General features: G+C 46.5%; 14 protein-coding genes and 1 other RNA gene. All 15 read left to right on the top strand.

Going from position 1 to position 18,604, the window contains the following annotated elements:
* The first annotated feature begins 1 nt into the window (after position 1).
* Positions 2 to 1,360, top strand: coding sequence for a (Fe-S)-binding protein (locus GCA01S_RS15270; RefSeq protein ID WP_017437363.1), 1,359 nt, complete (start codon positions 2 to 4; stop codon positions 1,358 to 1,360).
* Positions 1,357 to 2,808 (top strand): FAD-linked oxidase C-terminal domain-containing protein, encoded by a 1,452-nt coding sequence (locus GCA01S_RS15265; protein ID WP_017437364.1) that lies wholly within the window; start codon positions 1,357 to 1,359, stop codon positions 2,806 to 2,808. The genes GCA01S_RS15270 and GCA01S_RS15265 overlap by 4 nt, the downstream gene beginning before the upstream one ends.
* A 111-nt stretch (positions 2,809 to 2,919) precedes the next feature.
* Complete coding sequence (locus GCA01S_RS15260) at positions 2,920 to 5,103, top strand: malate synthase G (protein ID WP_042411110.1); 2,184 nt, start codon at positions 2,920 to 2,922, stop codon at positions 5,101 to 5,103.
* A 189-nt stretch (positions 5,104 to 5,292) separates the two neighbouring features.
* Positions 5,293 to 6,504, top strand: coding sequence for an NAD(P)-dependent malic enzyme (locus tag GCA01S_RS15255; RefSeq protein WP_017437366.1), 1,212 nt, complete (start codon positions 5,293 to 5,295; stop codon positions 6,502 to 6,504).
* 13 nt (positions 6,505 to 6,517) lie between these two features.
* The gene (locus tag GCA01S_RS15250; RefSeq protein WP_017437367.1) at positions 6,518 to 7,297 is read left to right on the top strand and encodes a fumarylacetoacetate hydrolase family protein; all 780 of its coding nucleotides are present in this window, start codon (positions 6,518 to 6,520) and stop codon (positions 7,295 to 7,297) included.
* Positions 7,298 to 7,382: 85 nt separating this feature from the next.
* The gene (locus GCA01S_RS15245; protein WP_017437368.1) at positions 7,383 to 8,168 is read left to right on the top strand and encodes an IclR family transcriptional regulator; all 786 of its coding nucleotides are present in this window, start codon (positions 7,383 to 7,385) and stop codon (positions 8,166 to 8,168) included.
* A 98-nt stretch (positions 8,169 to 8,266) separates the two neighbouring features.
* Positions 8,267 to 10,534, top strand: coding sequence for a DEAD/DEAH box helicase (locus GCA01S_RS15240; protein WP_042411108.1), 2,268 nt, complete (start codon positions 8,267 to 8,269; stop codon positions 10,532 to 10,534).
* Positions 10,535 to 10,539: 5 nt separating this feature from the next.
* On the top strand, positions 10,540 to 11,844 hold the full coding sequence (locus GCA01S_RS15235) for a ribonuclease H-like domain-containing protein (RefSeq protein ID WP_017437370.1): 1,305 nt from the start codon (positions 10,540 to 10,542) through the stop codon (positions 11,842 to 11,844).
* Positions 11,845 to 12,149: 305 nt separating this feature from the next.
* On the top strand, positions 12,150 to 12,383 hold the full coding sequence (locus tag GCA01S_RS19535; protein ID WP_017437371.1) for a CotD family spore coat protein: 234 nt from the start codon (positions 12,150 to 12,152) through the stop codon (positions 12,381 to 12,383).
* Positions 12,384 to 12,511: 128 nt separating this feature from the next.
* A complete protein-coding gene (gpsB, locus tag GCA01S_RS15230; RefSeq protein ID WP_017437372.1) occupies positions 12,512 to 12,808 on the top strand; it encodes a cell division regulator GpsB in 297 nt (98 codons plus the stop codon).
* A gap of 105 nt (positions 12,809 to 12,913) precedes the next feature.
* An RNA gene (gene rnpB, locus GCA01S_RS19530) (RNase P RNA component class B) lies at positions 12,914 to 13,312 on the top strand.
* A gap of 182 nt (positions 13,313 to 13,494) precedes the next feature.
* Entirely contained in the window at positions 13,495 to 14,643 is a 1,149-nt protein-coding gene (locus GCA01S_RS15225; RefSeq protein ID WP_017437373.1) for a THUMP domain-containing class I SAM-dependent RNA methyltransferase, read from the top strand.
* An 86-nt stretch (positions 14,644 to 14,729) separates the two neighbouring features.
* Complete coding sequence (locus GCA01S_RS20215) at positions 14,730 to 14,906, top strand: hypothetical protein (protein ID WP_155835586.1); 177 nt, start codon at positions 14,730 to 14,732, stop codon at positions 14,904 to 14,906.
* 199 nt (positions 14,907 to 15,105) lie between these two features.
* Complete coding sequence (locus tag GCA01S_RS15220) at positions 15,106 to 17,046, top strand: ATP-dependent DNA helicase (protein ID WP_042411106.1); 1,941 nt, start codon at positions 15,106 to 15,108, stop codon at positions 17,044 to 17,046.
* Positions 17,047 to 17,332: 286 nt separating this feature from the next.
* The coding region (locus tag GCA01S_RS15215; protein WP_042411104.1) for an IS200/IS605 family accessory protein TnpB-related protein at positions 17,333 to 18,604 on the top strand (1,272 nt) is incomplete at its 3' end.

The following is an 18,604-nucleotide window of genomic DNA, read 5'->3' as shown; positions in this document are numbered from 1 at the left end:
GATGAGTTTACGAGAAAGCGAGATAAAAAGCGGACCGGCCTGTACGACCGTCAGCCTTGGGAACTATCGCTTTAGCGATCCGCCGGATCCAAGCAAATGGGCGGACTGCGTGCATTGCGGCATGTGTTTAGAATCATGCCCGACTTACGAACAGACCGGCCAGGAACAACATTCGCCGCGCGGACGCGTGCATTTGATGAAATCGGTGGGGGAAGGAAAACTAGAGATTACAGAAGATTTAATCGATCCTATTTTTACATGCCTAGACTGCCGCGCTTGCACGACGGCATGCCCTGCGGATGTCGATGTCGGCGGACTGATTGAACAAGTGCGCGGACAAATTCGCCAAGCCATTCCGTTAACAGGATGGAAAGCGTTGGTCAGTGATTTCTTCCTCAAAGGGGTGTTTCCGTATCCATCTCGTCTTCATCTGCTTGGAAGCTTGTTAAAACTGTATCAAAAAAGCGGACTGCAGACTTTCGCCCGCAAAGCAAAACTGCTTCGTATGATGCCAAAGCATTTGGCGGAGATGGAAGCCATTTTGCCGGAAGTGGGCGTACCGGTGCGGAAAAAATATAAGCATACGAACGTTATTAAAGCCAAAGGCGAAACAAAGCATACGGTCGCACTACTAACCGGCTGCGTGATGGATGTCATGTTCAGCGACATTAATGAAGCAACAATCCGAGTGTTGACCCGCAACGGAAACGATGTCGTTATTCCGCAAAACCAAACGTGCTGTGGAGCGCTTCATGTCCATGCCGGCGACCGCGAAACAGGCCGCAGGCTGGCAAAGCAAAATATCGAGGCGTTTAGGCATGTCGACCGCGTCATCGTCAATGCGGCCGGATGCGGCTGCATGTTAAAGGAATATCCGGAATTGTTCCGCGACGATCCAGAGTGGCATGAAAAAGCAGAACAATTTGCCCAAAAAGTCGAAGATATTTCGAAATATTTGCATGACACCGGATATGACAAACCGAAGACCGAGTTAAACATGCGCATTACGTACCATGACGCCTGCCATTTGGCCCATGGTCAAGGAATCCGCCAGGAGCCGCGCGCTCTATTAACAAGCATTCCGGGAGTAGAAATGGTTGCCATGCCAAACGCAGATCGCTGCTGCGGCAGTGCGGGAATTTACAATCTCACCCATCCAGAGATGGCAGGAGCGGTATTGGAAAGCAAAATGGAACACGTTCCGCAGGATGTGGAGCTGATTTCGATGGGCAATCCGGGCTGCATGCTGCAAATGGCGCTCGGCGTTATGAAATACGGACGAAACCAAAAAGTCGTCCATACGGTGCAAATATTAGATTGGGCGTACCAAAAAGAAGAAGGAAAGGAAGTACGCATATGAGAAAAACGGCAATACAAACGAAGGACCCGCATATTCAAGCGTTAGCACGCATTGTTGGCGGCGAAAAGTCGATTTTATACAAAAAAGAAGATTTGATTGCCTATGACTGTGACGGGTTCACCGTTCACCGCCATCTGCCGAAAGCGGTCGTATTTCCGAAAAATACGGAGGAAGTCGCAGCGATCGTTAAGTATTGCCATGACCACGACTTGCCGTTTCTTGCCCGCGGAGCCGGAACCGGATTAAGCGGCGGCGCGATTCCGCTAAACGGGGAAGTTGTGATTAGTTTGACGCGGATGAAGCGGCTGCTTCATGTCGATCTGGAAAACCGCCGCGCGGTGGTGGAGCCTGGGTTTGTGAACTTAAAGCTAACAAATTCGATCGCTGATCGAGGGTACTATTATGCTCCTGATCCATCGAGCCAATATTGCTGCACGATTGGCGGAAACGTCGCCGAAAACGCGGGAGGAGCGCACTGTTTAAAATATGGCGTCACTACGAACCATATTTTAGGACTTGAAGTCGTGCTGCCAAACGGGGAAATTATTGAAATCGGGGAAAACGGCATTCCTGATCCGCCGGGATATGATTTATTAGGGCTGTTGACTGGTTCAGAAGGAACGTTGGGGATTGTGACCAAAATTACAGTTCGGATTTTAAAAAATCCAGAAGCGAAGCAGACGGTGCTCGCCTATTTTGATCGTGTCGAAGACGCGAGCCAGGCCGTTTCCGATATTATTTCCGCAGGGATGGTTCCGGCGGCGCTCGAGATGATGGATCAAACAGCGATCGAAGGGGTGGAGGCCGCCGCTTTTCCGGTCGGACATCCGAAAGATATTGAAGCGCTTTTATTAATTGAAGTAGACGGGATTTCTGCCGGCATTTCCGAGCAAATTAATGAAATTTTGCACATTTGCAAGAAGCGCAACGTGCGCGAAGTAAAAGTGGCTCAATCGGAGGAAGAACGGGCGCGCTGGTGGGCCAACCGCAAAACCGGATTTAGCGCGATGGGGGCCATTTCCCCGGATTACTTAGTGCAAGACGGGGTTATTCCGCGCAACAAATTGCCGGAAGTGCTAAAAAATATCCGAGCGATTAGCAAAAAGTATGGATTGCGCATCGCCAACATCTTTCATGCGGGCGATGGAAATCTTCACCCGCTTGTGCTGTTTGACGCAAGAAAGCCAGGAGAAACAGAAAGAGCGCTTGCGGCAGGAAGCGAATGCCTGCAGGTATGTGCCGCGGTTGGCGGTTCGATTACTGGGGAGCACGGGGTTGGTATCGAGAAAAAAGAAGAAATGCGCTTCATTTTCAGCGATGAAGAAATTGTTGCGCAAACCGACATTCGCGACGTGTTTAACCCGAAAAATTTGCTGAACGCCGGAAAGCTGTTCCCAACTCCGGGGCGATGCGTCGAGATGAAACAAGTTGCTTCCTCCATAAAGTGAAAATTTTGCGAAAATCATTGAAAGTGATTTCATTTCATGCTATCATTTTTTTAAACAATCAGGAAACAGTGTTTCGTAATAAGAAACAAAAAGGGGAGAGAGGGAAAGGAAATGGAACAATACGTAAAAATCGGGAATCTACAAGTATCGACATTGCTCTACGAGTTTATCAATGAGGAAGTGCTTCCTGGAAGCGGTGTCGATGGGAAAAAATTTTGGAAAGACTTTGAAACGCTAATTGCCGATTTAACGCCAAGAAACAAGGAGCTGCTTGCCCGCCGTGATGAGATCCAAGCAAAGCTAAACGAGTGGCATAAAAAACATCGCGGCAGCTTCGATATGGAACAATATAAAGCATTTTTAACCGAAATCGGCTATTTAGAGCCAGAGGTGGAAGATTTTGAGATTACAACCGAAGGAGTAGACGAGGAAATCACGGTGCAAGCGGGACCGCAGCTAGTCGTTCCGGTGACGAACGCGCGCTATGCGCTAAACGCGGCCAACGCCCGCTGGGGAAGCCTTTACGACGCGCTGTACGGAACGGACGCGATTAGTGAAGAAGACGGCGCTGAACGCGGCAGCTCCTACAATCCGGTGCGCGGCGCCAAAGTGATCGCCTATGGGCGCGAGTTTTTGGATCAAGCAGTGCCATTAAAAGAATATTCTCATAAAGATGTCGTACAATATGCGGTAGTCAACGGGAAATTAACGGTTACTGTCGAAGGCGGAAGCACTACGACGCTAAAAGAGGAAGAAAAATTTGTCGGCTTCCAAGGAAATCCGGAAAATCCATCCGCTATTTTGTTAAAAAATAACGGCCTTCACATCGAAATTCAAATTGATCGCAACCATCCGGTCGGGAAAACGGATAAAGCGGGGGTAAAAGACATTTATTTGGAAGCAGCCGTCACAACCATTATGGACTGCGAAGACTCGGTAGCGGCTGTGGATGCAGAAGATAAAGTGCTCGTATACCGCAACTTGCTTGGCCTTGTCAAAGGAGATTTAACGTCTACATTTGTAAAAAATGGAAAAACGATGACGCGGGCGCTAAATCCGGACCGTATTTATCGAACACCGGATGGCAAAGAGCTTACGCTGCCAGGACGTTCGCTTATGTTCGTCCGCAACGTCGGCCACTTAATGACAAACAACGCAATTCTAGACGCCAACGGCGAGGAAGTATATGAAGGCATCATCGATGCGGTTGTAACAAGCTTGATTATGAAACATTCGCTTATTGGCAACACCCGTTACTTAAATTCGCGTAAGGGCTCGATTTATATCGTCAAACCGAAAATGCACGGTTCAGAAGAAGTGGCGTTTGCGAATGAACTGTTTGACCGTGTTGAAGATATGCTCGGCCTAAAACGCAACACCATTAAAATCGGCGTCATGGATGAAGAACGCCGCACGACATTGAATTTGAAAAACTGCATCTATCAAGTGCGTGACCGCATCGTCTTTATTAATACAGGTTTCCTAGACCGGACAGGGGATGAAATTCATACGTCGATGGAAGCGGGCCCGATGATCCGCAAAAACGAGATGAAATCGTCGCTATGGCTGCAAGCCTATGAAAAATCCAATGTTGCGATCGGTTTAGCGGTCGGCTTCCAAGGCCGCGCCCAAATCGGAAAAGGAATGTGGGCAATGCCGGATATGATGGCGGAAATGCTCAAACAAAAAGGCGGACAGCTGAAAGCCGGCGCCAATACGGCATGGGTGCCTTCGCCGACAGCAGCGACGCTGCACGCGCTTCATTACCATCAAGTAAATGTAGCAGAAGTGCAAAATGAGTTGCGGAAAGATCGCAAAGATTACCGTGATGAAATTTTGCAAATTCCAGTCGCTAAAAATCCGCAATGGACGCCGGAAGAAATTCAAGAAGAGCTCGATAACAACTGCCAAGGCATACTAGGCTATGTGGTGCGCTGGATCGATCAAGGTATCGGATGCTCGAAAGTGCCGGATATTAATAATATCGGGTTAATGGAAGACCGGGCAACGCTGCGGATTTCCAGCCAGCATATCGCTAACTGGCTTCACCATGGCATTTGCACGAAAGAGCAAGTGTTAGAAACGTTAAAACGGATGGCGAAAGTGGTGGACGAGCAAAACGCCGGCGACCCGAACTATCGGCCGATGGCTCCGGACTATGATAATTCCGTTGCCTTCCAAGCGGCGTGCGATTTAATCTTTAAAGGCTATGAACAGCCAAACGGCTACACCGAGCCGATTTTGCATCGCCGCCGTCTAGAAGCAAAAGCCAAATATGCAGCGGTTCAACAATAAGAAAATGATGAACAAGGGCGTCTTTCTCTTCCATGAACGCCCTTGTTCATTCGTATTATTCGTCGAAATATTCAAATAAATAAACAAGGAGGTGCAAATCCTAGTTACTACAGATTTATTGTAGTAAGCACAGCAGCACAAAAGGCGGCAGAAATAGATGGAAAAAGGTTAGTAGCTAGGTAAACGATCATGCGGAACCTGCGGGAAAAATCGCTACTGGTTCATCAGCAAGCAAAAGGAAAGCTATATGTAGATGTCAAAGTCCCGATCGAAAATGCAGATGATTTAAGCGTCGTTTATTCTCCGGGAGTGGCGGAGCCATGTAAAGAAATTTATGTCAACCCTGATTTGATATATGACTACACGATGAAAGGAAATTTTGTGGCGGTTGTCTCCAATGGATCTGCTGTATTAGGACTGGGGAATATTGGCGCAAGCGCATCCATGCCTGTCATGGAAGGAAAAGCCGCCTTATTTAAAGCATTTGCCGGCATTGATGCTGTGCCGCTTTGCATTAACACCGATGATCCGGAACAAATCATTCAGACCGTCAAATTGTTAGAACCGACGTTCGGCGGCATTAATTTAGAAGATATTGCCGCGCCAAACTGTTTTTTGATTGAGGAGCGCCTCAAGCAGGAGCTATCGATACCAGTATTCCATGATGACCAGCATGGAACCGCAATTGTAACGGCCGCCGGGTTAATCAATGCGTTGAAGGTCGTGCAAAAGCGTTTGAGCGAGTGCAAGGTGGTCATTAACGGAGCCGGCGCCGCTGGCATCGCGATTGCGAAGTTGCTTCTTTATATGGGAGTGGGCGACATCATTTTATGCGACTCCAAAGGGGCGATTTATGAAAACCGTCCATACGGTATGAATAAGATAAAAGAAACGCTCGCAAAGCAAACGAATCGCGGACGCGTTCAAGGAACACTAAAAGAGGTCATTCAAGCCGCCGATATATTTATTGGCGTTTCCGTTGCCGGGGCGCTCACGCCGGAAATGGTTCGCTCGATGAACGACAATGCCATTGTCTTTGCGCTGGCTAATCCGGTTCCGGAAATTATGCCGGATGAAGCTAAAGCGGCAGGAGCAGCCATTGTTGCAACGGGACGATCTGATCTGCCAAATCAAGTCAATAACGTCCTCGCCTTTCCAGGAATTTTTAAAGGAGCGCTGCGAGTGCGTGCCTCTGAAATTAATGAAGAGATGAAGCTAGCAGCGGTTAGTGCGATTGCCGGTTTAATCAGCCCAGAAGAACTAACGAATGATTATGTGATTCCAAACCCGTTTGATAAGCGCGTAGTCGCGGCTGTGGCCGATGCGGTGGCGCGTGCGGCCATCAGAACGGGAGTCGCCAGAAGCAGGGATACGGAAAAAGAACAGGAAAACGTTATGTGAGAGGAGTGGCATCATGAAATTTGCCAGATTTACTGCAGATGGAAAAACGCATATGGGAGTAGTGAATGGCGAGGTGATTCGCGAAATCGTCGGTGATTTATTTACGGGATGGGAATATACAGGGAACGTTTTCAGCAGGCAAGAAGTAACATTGCTGGCGCCGCTCGTTCCAAATGAAATCATCGGAATTGGCGCAAACTATGTAGCAAAACGAGAACAATTGCCAAATGTGCTTCCGGAAATTCCTGTCTTTTTCTTTAAGCCGTCTTCATCGGTTATTGGACCGGAAGCGGAAATCGTTATTCCAGCGGGAATCGACAAAGTCAAATTTGAATCAGAATTGGCTGTAGTTATTGGCAAGGAAGCAAAGAACGTCCCTGAATCGGATGTCTGGCAATATGTATTTGGCTATACTGTTGCCAACGATGTAACGGCGCCGCAATTTTTCCATCCGGACGGCCACTGGACAATCGGCAAATCGTTCGATACGTTCACGCCGTTAGGCCCTGTCATCGAGACGGAGCTGAACCCTTCTTCTGTTTGGGTGAAAGCGAGATTAAACGGAGTTGAAAAACAAAACAGCCCGACAGAACTGATGATTATTCCAATCAGCAAAATGATCGCCTATTTAACAAGCGTGATGACGTTAAAACCGGGCGATGTGATTTTAACGGGAAGCCCGGTTGGCGCCGAACTGGTTGGAGCCGGCGATGTGATTGAATGTGAAATAGCGGAAATCGGTACGCTGCGCAATACGTTTGTAACGGCTCGGGAGCGGGCGAAAACATGCTAATGGAGCGGAATGTACCATTATATGTAAAATGCCTGGCAATTGGTGTATAATGGCAGTGGACGAAGGAATAGTCGAGGTGAACACGATGGAAAGAGAAAATATAGTAAAATCCGTAAGCCGGGCATTACATATTATTGATATCGTCAGTTCGAAAAAAGATGGGTTAGGCGTCACTGAAATCGCCAATCAAATGGATATTAATAAAAGTTCCGTCTACCGCATTTTATCGACCCTTGTTCAATACGGCTACATCGAGCAAGATAAAGAAACGGAGCGATATAAGCTTGGCTATAAATTTTTAGAAATCAGTTCCAAACTGCTTGAATCGATCGATTTGCGGAAAGAGGCGAAACCGTATTTGCGGGAATTGGAAAAAGAAACAAACGAGGTCATTCACCTTGTGGTATATGACCAAGGAGAAGTCATTTATATCGAAAAATTAGAGGGAACGGAAACGCTGCGCATGCATTCGAAAGTAGGAAAACGGGCGCCGATGCATTGCACCGCCGTCGGAAAAGCAATTCTTGCCCATTTGCCGCCTCATATAGCATTAGAGATCATCGATCGAAAAGGCTTGCCAAAGCATACCGATTTTACGATTACGGACAAGAATGAATTTCTCAAAGAATTAGAGAAAGTAAAACAAAAAGGATATGCATTGGATTTAGAGGAAAATGAGTATGGTATTCGCTGCATCGCTGTTCCGATATTTGATTATTCGGGCAGCGTAGTGGCCGCCGTCAGCATTTCCGGTCCGACGATCCGCATGACAGACGAGCGGATGGAAAAATTGCAGGGTCGCATTCAGGCGATCGGCAAACAAATATCCGCCCGGCTTGGATATCGGCCAGATCACCCCGTCCAGTCTTGATGACTGGGCGTTTTTTGTGTGCGAACATTGTTTTTCGTGGCAATTCCCACCTCATTTCTATTAAAATAATAAAAGTGATATCGTTGAGGTGAGCATGGATGAAGAAAAAGAACCTGCATGAATTAATTGAACAATTGCGCAAAGATCCAAATGTCGTATATTGGCATGAAATCGAGCCGCAGGAAGCCAATACGGTTCCAATGCCAGATAGCCTAGACGTGCGCCTCAAATCAGCGCTTGTAAAGCGCGGCATCGCCTCGCTTTACACCCATCAGGCGGCGGCGTACGAGGCGGTGCGAAACGGCAAGCATATCGTCGCGGTGACGCCGACAGCTTCCGGGAAAACGCTTTGCTACAATTTGCCCGTGTTGCAGGCGATCGCCGAAGCGGAACATAGCCGAGCGCTTTATTTATTTCCGACCAAAGCGCTCGCCCAGGACCAAAAAAACGAATTGCACGAAATCATCGAGGAAATGGGCGTGCCGATTTATAGCTATACGTACGATGGCGACACCGCCCCAGGCATTCGTCAAAAAATTCGCCAGGCGGGCCATATTGTCATTACCAATCCCGATATGCTTCATTCGGCAATTTTGCCGCATCATACGAAATGGGTATCTTTATTTGAAAACTTGCGCTATGTTGTCATCGATGAGCTCCATACGTATCGCGGCGTGTTTGGCAGCCATGTTGCCAACGTCATCCGCCGCTTAAAGCGCATCTGTTCGTTTTACGGAAGCAAGCCGATCTTTATTTGCACATCGGCAACGATTGCTAATCCGAAAGAACTGGCCGAACATCTGACGGGAGAACCCATGACATTAATTAATAACAATGGAGCGCCGCGGGGAAGAAAACATTTTGTTTTTTATAATCCGCCAGTAGTTCATTCCTCTTTTAACATTCGGGCAAGCGCAACTGCCGAAGTGAACCGGTTGGCAAAACAGTTTTTGGAAAACGGCATTCAAACGATTGTCTTTGCCCGTAGCCGCGTGCGCGTCGAGTTGATTTTAAGCCATTTGCAGGCGATGGTGAAAGACCGGTTGGGACCGAAAACGATTCGCGGCTATCGCGGCGGCTATTTGCCAAAAGAAAGACGGGAGATCGAAAAAGGGTTGCGCAGCGGGGAAATTATTGGAGTGGTGAGTACGAACGCGCTTGAACTTGGCGTGGATATCGGCCAGCTGCAGGCATGCATCATGACCGGTTATCCCGGCACCGTAGCGAGCACGTGGCAGCAAGCCGGACGGGCAGGAAGACGCCATGGCGATTCCATCGTCATTATGGTGGCGAGCTCTAATCCGATTGACCAGTACATTGTGCAGCATCCGGAATATTTCTTTGACCGCTCTCCGGAAACGGCTCGCATCAACCCGGATAACATGCTGATTCTTGTTGATCATCTTAAATGTGCAGCATATGAACTTCCTTTCCGAAAAGGAGAAAAGTTTGGCGGCCTCGAAGTGGAAGACGTGTTGGAATTTTTAACAGAGCAAAAAGTCTTGCACTACCGTGCCGGCAAATGGTATTGGATGAATGACGCGTTTCCGGCTCATAATATTAGCCTGCGCTCCGCCTCGCAAGAAAATGTCGTCATTATCGATATTTCCGAAACAGCGAACCATCGCGTCATCGGCGAAATGGACCGTTTCAGCGCAATGACGCTGCTGCATGAGGAAGCGATTTATCTTCATGAAGGAGTGCAATACCAAGTAGAAAAGCTCGATTGGGAAGAAAAGAAGGCATATGTCCGCGAAGTGAACGTAGAATATTTTACGGATGCGAATTTAGCGGTGCAGCTTCATGTCCTAGAAGAAGACCGAAGCGAGCAAAGGCAGCAGTTAAGCCTGCATTATGGCGATGTTTCTGTAAGGGCGATGGCGACGATCTTTAAAAAAATCAAATTATCGACATTTGAAAACATTGGTTCGGGACCGATTCATTTGCCGGAAGAAGAGCTGCATACATCAGCGACATGGATCGAACTGGGAGAAGAGCTGTCTGACATCGACGCGCCGCTGCTTGAACAAGTCTTGATCGGGATATCGAATGTTCTCCGTCATCTTGTCCCGATGTTTGTCATGTGTGACCGGTCGGATATTTATGTCGTGCCACAAATAAAAGCACCGCATTCGGGAAGGCCGACGATTTTTATTTATGACCGTTATCCGGGCGGGATCGGTTTATCGGAAGCCGTTTTTGAACGATATGATGAAATGATCGAAAAAGTGAAGCAATGGGTGGAAAACTGCCCGTGTGAAAGCGGCTGTCCTTCTTGCATCGGCATTGTCGAGGGGCAGCACCATTTGGCGAAGCAGCGCATCATTGCCTTTTTGCGACAATTGCTAGCCAATGAGAAAGGATGAACACGATGTCAATGAAGCAAAAACTAGCGAGATGGAAGGAGCAGCTGGCATCCCGCCATGGCGCCGCGTCTGAACATGCAGACTCCCCTGCTGCAGGGCGGCACAGCCTGGAAATTCCGTTTTTGGATGAATGGCAAAACAAACAAGTGCAGCCGTTCTTTTTTGACGAGGACTACTGCCTCATCCGCGAAGTGGTATACCCGCTCGATTACCGGCACGGCCGCTACCAACTTGGAGAATTGCATCATGTCCATCAGCGGTGGCAGGCTGCTCCTTTTGCCCATCCGCTTTCTTGCAAAGGGTTTAAAGCAAGCGATTTATTTTTCTTTGATACGGAAACGACCGGGCTTAGCAGCGGAACAGGGCATGTCATTTTTTTGCTTGGCCATGCCCGCGTGTATGCTGACCGGGTTGTCGTTCGGCAGCATTTTTTGCCGCATCCGGGGGCGGAAGTGGCTTTATACCAAAGTTTCCTGTCGGAAGTCGATTATACAACACTTGTTACCTATAACGGGAAAGCATTCGACTGGCCGAAAGTAAAAACGCGTCATACGCTGATTCGCGATGCCGTTCCAAAGCTGCCGGCGTTCGGTCATTTCGATTTGTATCATGCCTCAAGGAGAATGTGGAAGCAAAAACTTGAGTCGATTCGTCTTTCTGAGGTGGAAAAAGAAATACTGCAAGTGGAGCGGAAAGAAGATGTTCCCGGCTTTTTGGCGCCGATGATGTACGCCGATTTCCTGTCTACACCGCATCCAGACCGCATTTTTCCGGTGTTTCAGCATAACGAGCGTGATATTTTATCGTTAATTTGTCTTTATATTCATTTATCCAATCAGTTATTGGACGCCTTAGGGCTAGACGATGCGCTTGAGCAGCTGGAAACGGCGCGCTGGCTGGAATCGTTAGGAGAAACGGCTGCCGCCAAGCAGGTGTACCATCATGTCACCAAAAAAGAAACCAAAGAAGCATGGCAGGCAAAATGGCAGCTGTCGCTTTTATATAAAAAAGAAAAACGGTATGAAGAGGCCGCGGCGATTTGGCTGGAACTATGGGAGCATGGAAGCGATGCATGGAAGGTAAAAGCCGGATTGGAGCTGGCCAAAGCGTATGAACATTATTTCCGCGATGTTTACGAAGCTTACCGCTACGCTACCCGTGCCTATGAACGATGGAAAACGCTATTCCGCACATATAAACAGGGAAACAGTGCTCAAGAGTCGGAGTGGAGGAAACGGATCGAGCGCCTCAAGAGGAAATTAAATAATAAAAATATTTCCTTGGCAAGCGCAAAATATGACAGAAAATAAAAAAAACTAACTTTTCTATTTCGAATCTTGTAGAAAAAATAAAAAATGTGTACAATTTCATCGGAATCACTAAAAATGAAATAATGGCGGGGAGAAAGCGATGCGGAGCATGTATAAAAAAATCTTTTATTTGTTTTTTATCGTCATATGCTTAACGTTTGTTGTTTTTACTAATTTAACGTAACGTTAGCAGTATGTTTTCAACGGACAGGAAAAATGGGTATCTATACTAGTACGAGTCCGCTCCTTTCATCATAGGCTAGTAGTGTAAAACAGAAGCCTATGAAAAGAAAGGAGAATGATGTATGTTTTGCAGACCACATGTAATGGCACCGATTGTTCATCCGCCACAATGTTGTGTACAACATCATTTCGGGGCAACGATCGTACCACACATTCATCCATCGCATACGACACATGTCAACCATCATCTTTTCCAACATCAACATTATTTCCCGCATACGGAGTCGGTTGTCAACGAAGTAGCCAACCAACATTGCATGTTCCCTGGTCCTGCTCCGTTCCCATGGGGATTTTAATCCCGATGAAACAGGAGCCGCCAAGACGGTTCCTGTTTTTTTACAATGAAACGCAAATTGACAATCGATTTGATTTCTGAAAAAATAAAGTAAAGACAATAGCGGAATGTAGAATTGAGGTGAAAGTGATGTTAGCCGGTCGTATTAAGTTAACGCCAAAAGAAATTTTAGAAAAAGAGTTTAAAGTAAGTATGCGGGGGTACAATCAAGACGAAGTCGATCAGTTTTTGGACATTATTATTAAAGATTACGAAACGTTCCAACAAGAAATTGAACAGCTGCAGCAAGAAAACGCTCGTCTGAAACGGCAAGTGGAAGAGCTGCAAAAACGGCCGTCTGCGCAAGTGGGAACAACAAACTATGATATTTTGCAGCGGTTATCTAATTTAGAAAAACATGTATTTGGCAATAAATTATATGAATAATTCCATGCAGACAAATGCACTATACTATACATACAAAATGGATACTTTTTCTATTGCAATTACTCGGAAAATGAACTATACTACAATGTGCAAACGGCGTTAATAATGTTCGGGTAATCGCTGCGGCAATTTTTGCCGTAGAGGAAAGTCCATGCTCGCACGGTGCTGAGATGCCCGTAGTGTTCGTGCCTAGCGAAACCATAAGCTAGGGCAGTCTGGCGCAATGCTGGGCTGACGGCGGGGAAAGAACCTAAGTCCCAATTGGGATATGGTTCGATTACCCTGAAAGTGCCACAGTGACGCAGCTCTAAGGGAAACCTTAGAGGTGGAACGCGGTAAACCCCACGAGCGAGAAACCCAAATGATGGTAGGGGCACCTTCCCGAAGGAAATGAACGGAGGGAAGGACAGATGGAGCTTTTCCATCTGTAGATAGATGATTACCGCCGGAGTACGAGGCGATAAGCCGCTTGCAGTACGAAGGTACAGAACATGGCTTACAGAACATTATTAACGTCGTAACGGATACCGTGAAAAGCTCTCCTGCATGAAGGAGAGCTTTTCGTATTTTTGCAATGAATCACATCTTCTCTGCTAAATCCATAGAGAGATGGAAAGAATTTTTTATTATACATGACCTACTTTGTGCATATCAGTTGCCACATTAACGGTAACGGGAGGTATCCTATGAAGTCTTTTGCATTAATTGCCACAGCAGCCATGGGACTGGAAGCGGTTGTGGCTGATGAAGTGCGCCGTCTCGGCTATGAGTGTCAAGTGGAAAACGGAAAAGTGACGTTCGAGGGCGACGAGCTGGCGATTTGCCGCGCGAATTTATGGCTGCGCACCGCAGATCGCGTGAAATTAAAAGTTGGAGAATTTAAAGCGACAACGTTTGAGGAGCTGTTTGAGCAAACAAAAGCGTTGCCGTGGGCGGACTATTTGCCGGTGAATGCCAACTTCCCGGTGATCGGAAAATCGGTAAAATCCACGCTTTTTAGCGTTCCGGATTGTCAGGCGATCGTCAAAAAAGCAGTGGTGGAAAGTTTAAAAGAGAGGTATCACGTTTCTTGGTTTGAAGAAACAGGGCCGCTTTACCGTATTGAAGTTGCGCTTCATAAAGATACCGCCACGTTGACGATTGACACGAGCGGGGCCGGTTTGCATAAACGCGGTTACCGCGCCCGCCAAGGGGAAGCCCCGTTAAAAGAAACGCTGGCGGCCGGGCTCGTGCAGCTGACAAACTGGACGCCGGACCGCCCATTTGTTGATCCGTTTTGCGGATCGGGAACGATTCCGATTGAAGCGGCGCTGATTGGTCAAAATATCGCGCCAGGATTTAATCGCGATTTTGTGTCTGAACAATGGGGGTGGATTGGCGAAAAAACATGGGAGCGGGCCCGCGAGGAAGCGGAAGATTTGGCCAACTATGACCAGCCTCTTGATATTTCTGGATTTGACATTGACCATCGCATGGTGGAAATCGCAAAAACAAACGCGATGGAAGCCGGCTTTGCCGATTTAGTGTCATTTAAGCAAATGCAAGTAAAAGATTTTCGCACGCGCAAAGAATACGGCGTCATCGTCGGCAATCCCCCGTATGGCGAGCGGCTCGGCGAGCGTAGGGAAGTAGAAGCAATGTATCGGGACATGGGCAAAACGTTCTCCGCCTTAGATACGTGGTCCATTTATATTTTGACGGCGCATAAAGAGTTTGAAAAACATTATGGAAAAAAAGCGACGAAGCGCCGAAAATTATTCAACGGTTTTATCGAAACACATTATTACCAGTACTGGGGGCCGCGGCCGCCGAAAGAAAAAACGAACGGTCAATAAAAATAGGCGCTTCCGGCAAGGAATAGAGGCATTCCTTTCTGCATATAATACGGATATTATCCATGAACTATTTTTGCAGGAAGGGGATGAAAATGACGTATTGTTCGCTTGACTGGATGAAAATTTCCGAAGCGCTTGATCGCACATACGAATGTTTAGTGCAGCAAAATGCCGATAGCGAACATTTAAAACAAATTGAAGCGGCAAAAAACATGTGGAAACAAGCGTTTACATACCGCATATCCAGCCCGTTGAAAGCATAAGGAGGCTAAAGAAGTTTTCGCTCGTTCATCGGCGGATATTATTTGACTTCTTGAGAATGATCAATCATAATATTATTTTGTTAGACTTTATAGAACCGTAAGCGCGCAGCAAAAGACCGTTGCGCGCTTATGCATGCATACATAACAAATACAGTGGGCAGGAAGTTTTTATTTATTATTTTTGGAGGGTTTTTAGACGATGAGCCGTGAGCGCTATCCTTTTAAATTAGAAAAAAACGAGAATTTTTTTGATAAGTTAAGCCAGTGGATTGGCGATGTGTTTTATGACATTTTGCCGGAAGCCGGTTTTGAGCTGCGGGATGAACAGATTTATATGGCGTTCCAGTTGGAGCGCGCGTTTCGCGAGAAAAAAGTAATTTTTGCCGAAGCGGGAGTCGGTACGGGAAAAACGATTGTCTATTTGCTGTATGCGATTTGTTACGCCCGCTATACAGGGAAGCCGGCCATTATCTCTTGCGCCGATGAGACGCTGATTGAGCAGCTGGTAAAAAAAGAAGGGGACATCGCGAAATTATCGGATGTGCTTGGTTTACATATTGATGTGCGGTTGGCCAAGTCCCCGGATCAATATTTATGTCTAAACAAACTCGAAGAAGTAACGACATATGATGACAAGGATATCGAGCTTTACGAACAAATTTATGATGAACTTCCGGCATTTGTGCATGACAATAAGCCAATGCAAGCATTCTATCATTACGGGGACCGGAAAGAATATGCTCATTTAACGGATGAGCAATGGAAAAAAATCGCTTGGGATCCGTTTCAAGACTGCTTTACATGTGAAAAGCGCCATCGCTGCGGACAAACATTGTGGCGCGAATATTATCGAAAAGCCACTGATTTAATCGTTTGTTCCCATGACTTTTACATGGAGCATGTTTGGACATATGAAGCACGTAAACGCGAAGGACAGCTTCCGCTTCTGCCGGAAGCGAGTTGCGTCGTATTTGACGAGGGGCATTTGCTCGAATTTGCCGCGCAAAAAGCGCTGACATACCGGATGAAAGAAACGACGCTCGAATCGCTGTTAACAAGACTTTTAGAAAACGATATCCGTGAAGAGCTGGCCTATTTAATTGAGGAAACGCTGCAAATCATGGTCCGCTTTTTTGATGAACTGAAATCATGTGCAAAAGAAGTCGCCGGCTCCAACCGTCAAGAAATTATGTTTTCGCCAAAGTTGCTCCGTCTTGCGAAACAATTACACGGCAAAATAGTGGAGATTGGCAATGAGCTCGTGTTTGAAAGCGAGACATATACGATCGATCACTATCAATTAAATATTGTCGATGAATATTTAGATCAAATTGAATATTCGCTTGATTTGTTTATGAATAATGCCGACGCGATCATATGGCTCGAATCGTTCCGACAAGAAACGACGCTCGTCGTCATGCCGCGTACTGTGCAGGAAGTATTGCGCGAAAAAGTATTCAGCAAGCGCATTCCGTTTATATTTTCTTCGGCGACATTATCAAGCGGCAAATCGTTTCAATATATTGCGAATAGCCTTGGCATTGATGAGTATTTGTCTTTCAGTGTCGACTCGCCGTTTGATTATGAACGGCAAATGACGATTTTTATGCCAACGTTTAGAAATGATGAAACATTATTTGCGCAAAAGTATGCGTATGCCCTCGAAAAAATTCGTGAAACAGAGGGACGAGCCCTTATTTTATTTCCGACACGGCAAGAACTGCAACAATTTAAAGAGGCGGCGAGCGGCGAGAAGCAATTCACCTTTTTGTTTGAAGGCGATCGGGAAATTAGCGAGCTCGTCGCCATCTTCCAAGCGAATGAAGAAACGATATTGTGCGCCGAACATTTATGGGAAGGCCTTGATATCCCGGGACCGTCGCTATCAAACGTCATTATTTGGTCGCTGCCATATCCGCCGAATGATCCAGTTTTTCAGGCAAAGCGAAAAGCGTACGAAGATCCGTTTTGGAGTGTCGACGTTCCATATATGCTGCTAAGGCTGCGCCAAGGGGTAGGGCGCTTGATCCGCACCCATGAAGACCGCGGCATCGCATCCATTTTTGTGACGGATGACGAAAATAAAAAAGTGATTGAAGCTATCAAAGGAGTACTGCCGACATCAGTGAGGGAAGAATAATTTCTTCCCTCTTTTTTTATCGTAAAAAAGAGGAAAACAGCCCTTCATCATGGAAATATTATCAATGCAGCCAAAAGCACCAAAGGTATAAGCAGTTTGTTAAACATCTATAAAATCATGTAATATCTCCTGTTATTGGACGTGGAGAGGTGGATGTTCTTCATCTTTTTCATCATCCCCTGTCTTTTGATAAAAAATCTTCTCCCCCTTCCTCATGTTAAAAGGAAATGAAGAAGATTTAGCGAATATATGTTCTTAAGTTCCAAACAAGGGGGAAGGCAAGGGGGTGAAAACCGTTCGGGGGATGAAAATCGTTTCTCATGATGAATCACAACTTCGTTCATTAGATGAGTTGATGCGCGTCTTTTGTTCCGCGAAGCGATACGCGTTCAACCGTTTGTTGGAGGGAAGGAACGCCAAAGACATCATCAAGCACCTTCCGCACCAATTTCGACTTAACAAACGGTTTGCCGAAGATGCGGTCTTGCTTGCTCAATCGCTGATTTCTTCTCAACGTGAGTTGCTTCCAATTCGCTTGGAGGATGTGCGGGCGAAAATCGAAAAAACGGAAAAGAAAATCGATGACTACCAACATGGAAGAAAAACACTGAAGAACGTCGATCTTCCAACGTGTTTAGACGGATTACACCGACGATTAGAAAAATGGAAATCCAAAGAAGCCGAGCTAAAGCACCATCTCGATCAAGGGACAATTCCAGGTGTGATTTTTGGTGGAAAAGAGAACTTTTATAAGCGCTTGAAAGGAAACATCACGAATGAAGAATGGAAAGATTTGCGCTCGAATCAGTTGTACGCCAGAGGCGATAAAAGCAAAAAAGGAAATTTGAATATTCGCCTCACCTATGACGACAAGACGTACCAATGTTATGTAGAAATCGCCAACCCGCTGGAACAACAAAAAGGGAAACACGCTCCTCGCTTGAGGCTGCCTGTGTTGGTTCCTGAAAAATATGAAGAGGAAATCATCGATCTCATCATGGGAGAACCAGTCGGAGTGAATGCAAAAGGAAAGCCGATCATCGAATATCAACCATATACCGTCGAAATCCAACGCAAAAACGGGGAATATTACATTCATCTCATCTATGAAGAAGAGGTATATGGCAGGGAACTTACCGATGATGAACCGATTCAAGCGGAACGAATCGCTGGGATGGATATCAATATGGACCGCATCGCCGTCAGCATCGTTTCAAAACATGGAAACTTCCTCAAATCGAAAGTGTTTTACTGCCATGAACTCGAATATGTGCGGGCGAATAAACGAAACAACATCGTTGGAGAAACCGTACGAGATGTGTATGACTGGCTGCTTCAAGAGAATGTGGGGGCAGTGGTCATCGAAAACATCCAACTAAGACAGCGGCACGATACGGACAAACGATTCAATCGTTTCACCCATAACTTCAAAAAGAAAAAACTGACTGACACCATCATTCGCCGGGGGATGCGGCTGGGGTTTCGCATCAAAAAAGTGAATCCGGCGTATACCAGCGTCATCGGACGTTTCAAGTATAGGAAAAAGTATGGGTTATCC

Origin of the sequence: Parageobacillus caldoxylosilyticus NBRC 107762 (assembly GCF_000632715.1) — a bacterium.
Classification (GTDB): domain Bacteria; phylum Bacillota; class Bacilli; order Bacillales; family Anoxybacillaceae; genus Saccharococcus; species Saccharococcus caldoxylosilyticus.
Note: the sequence above shows the minus strand (reverse complement) of the source record. Positions and strands in the feature narration are given on the sequence as shown.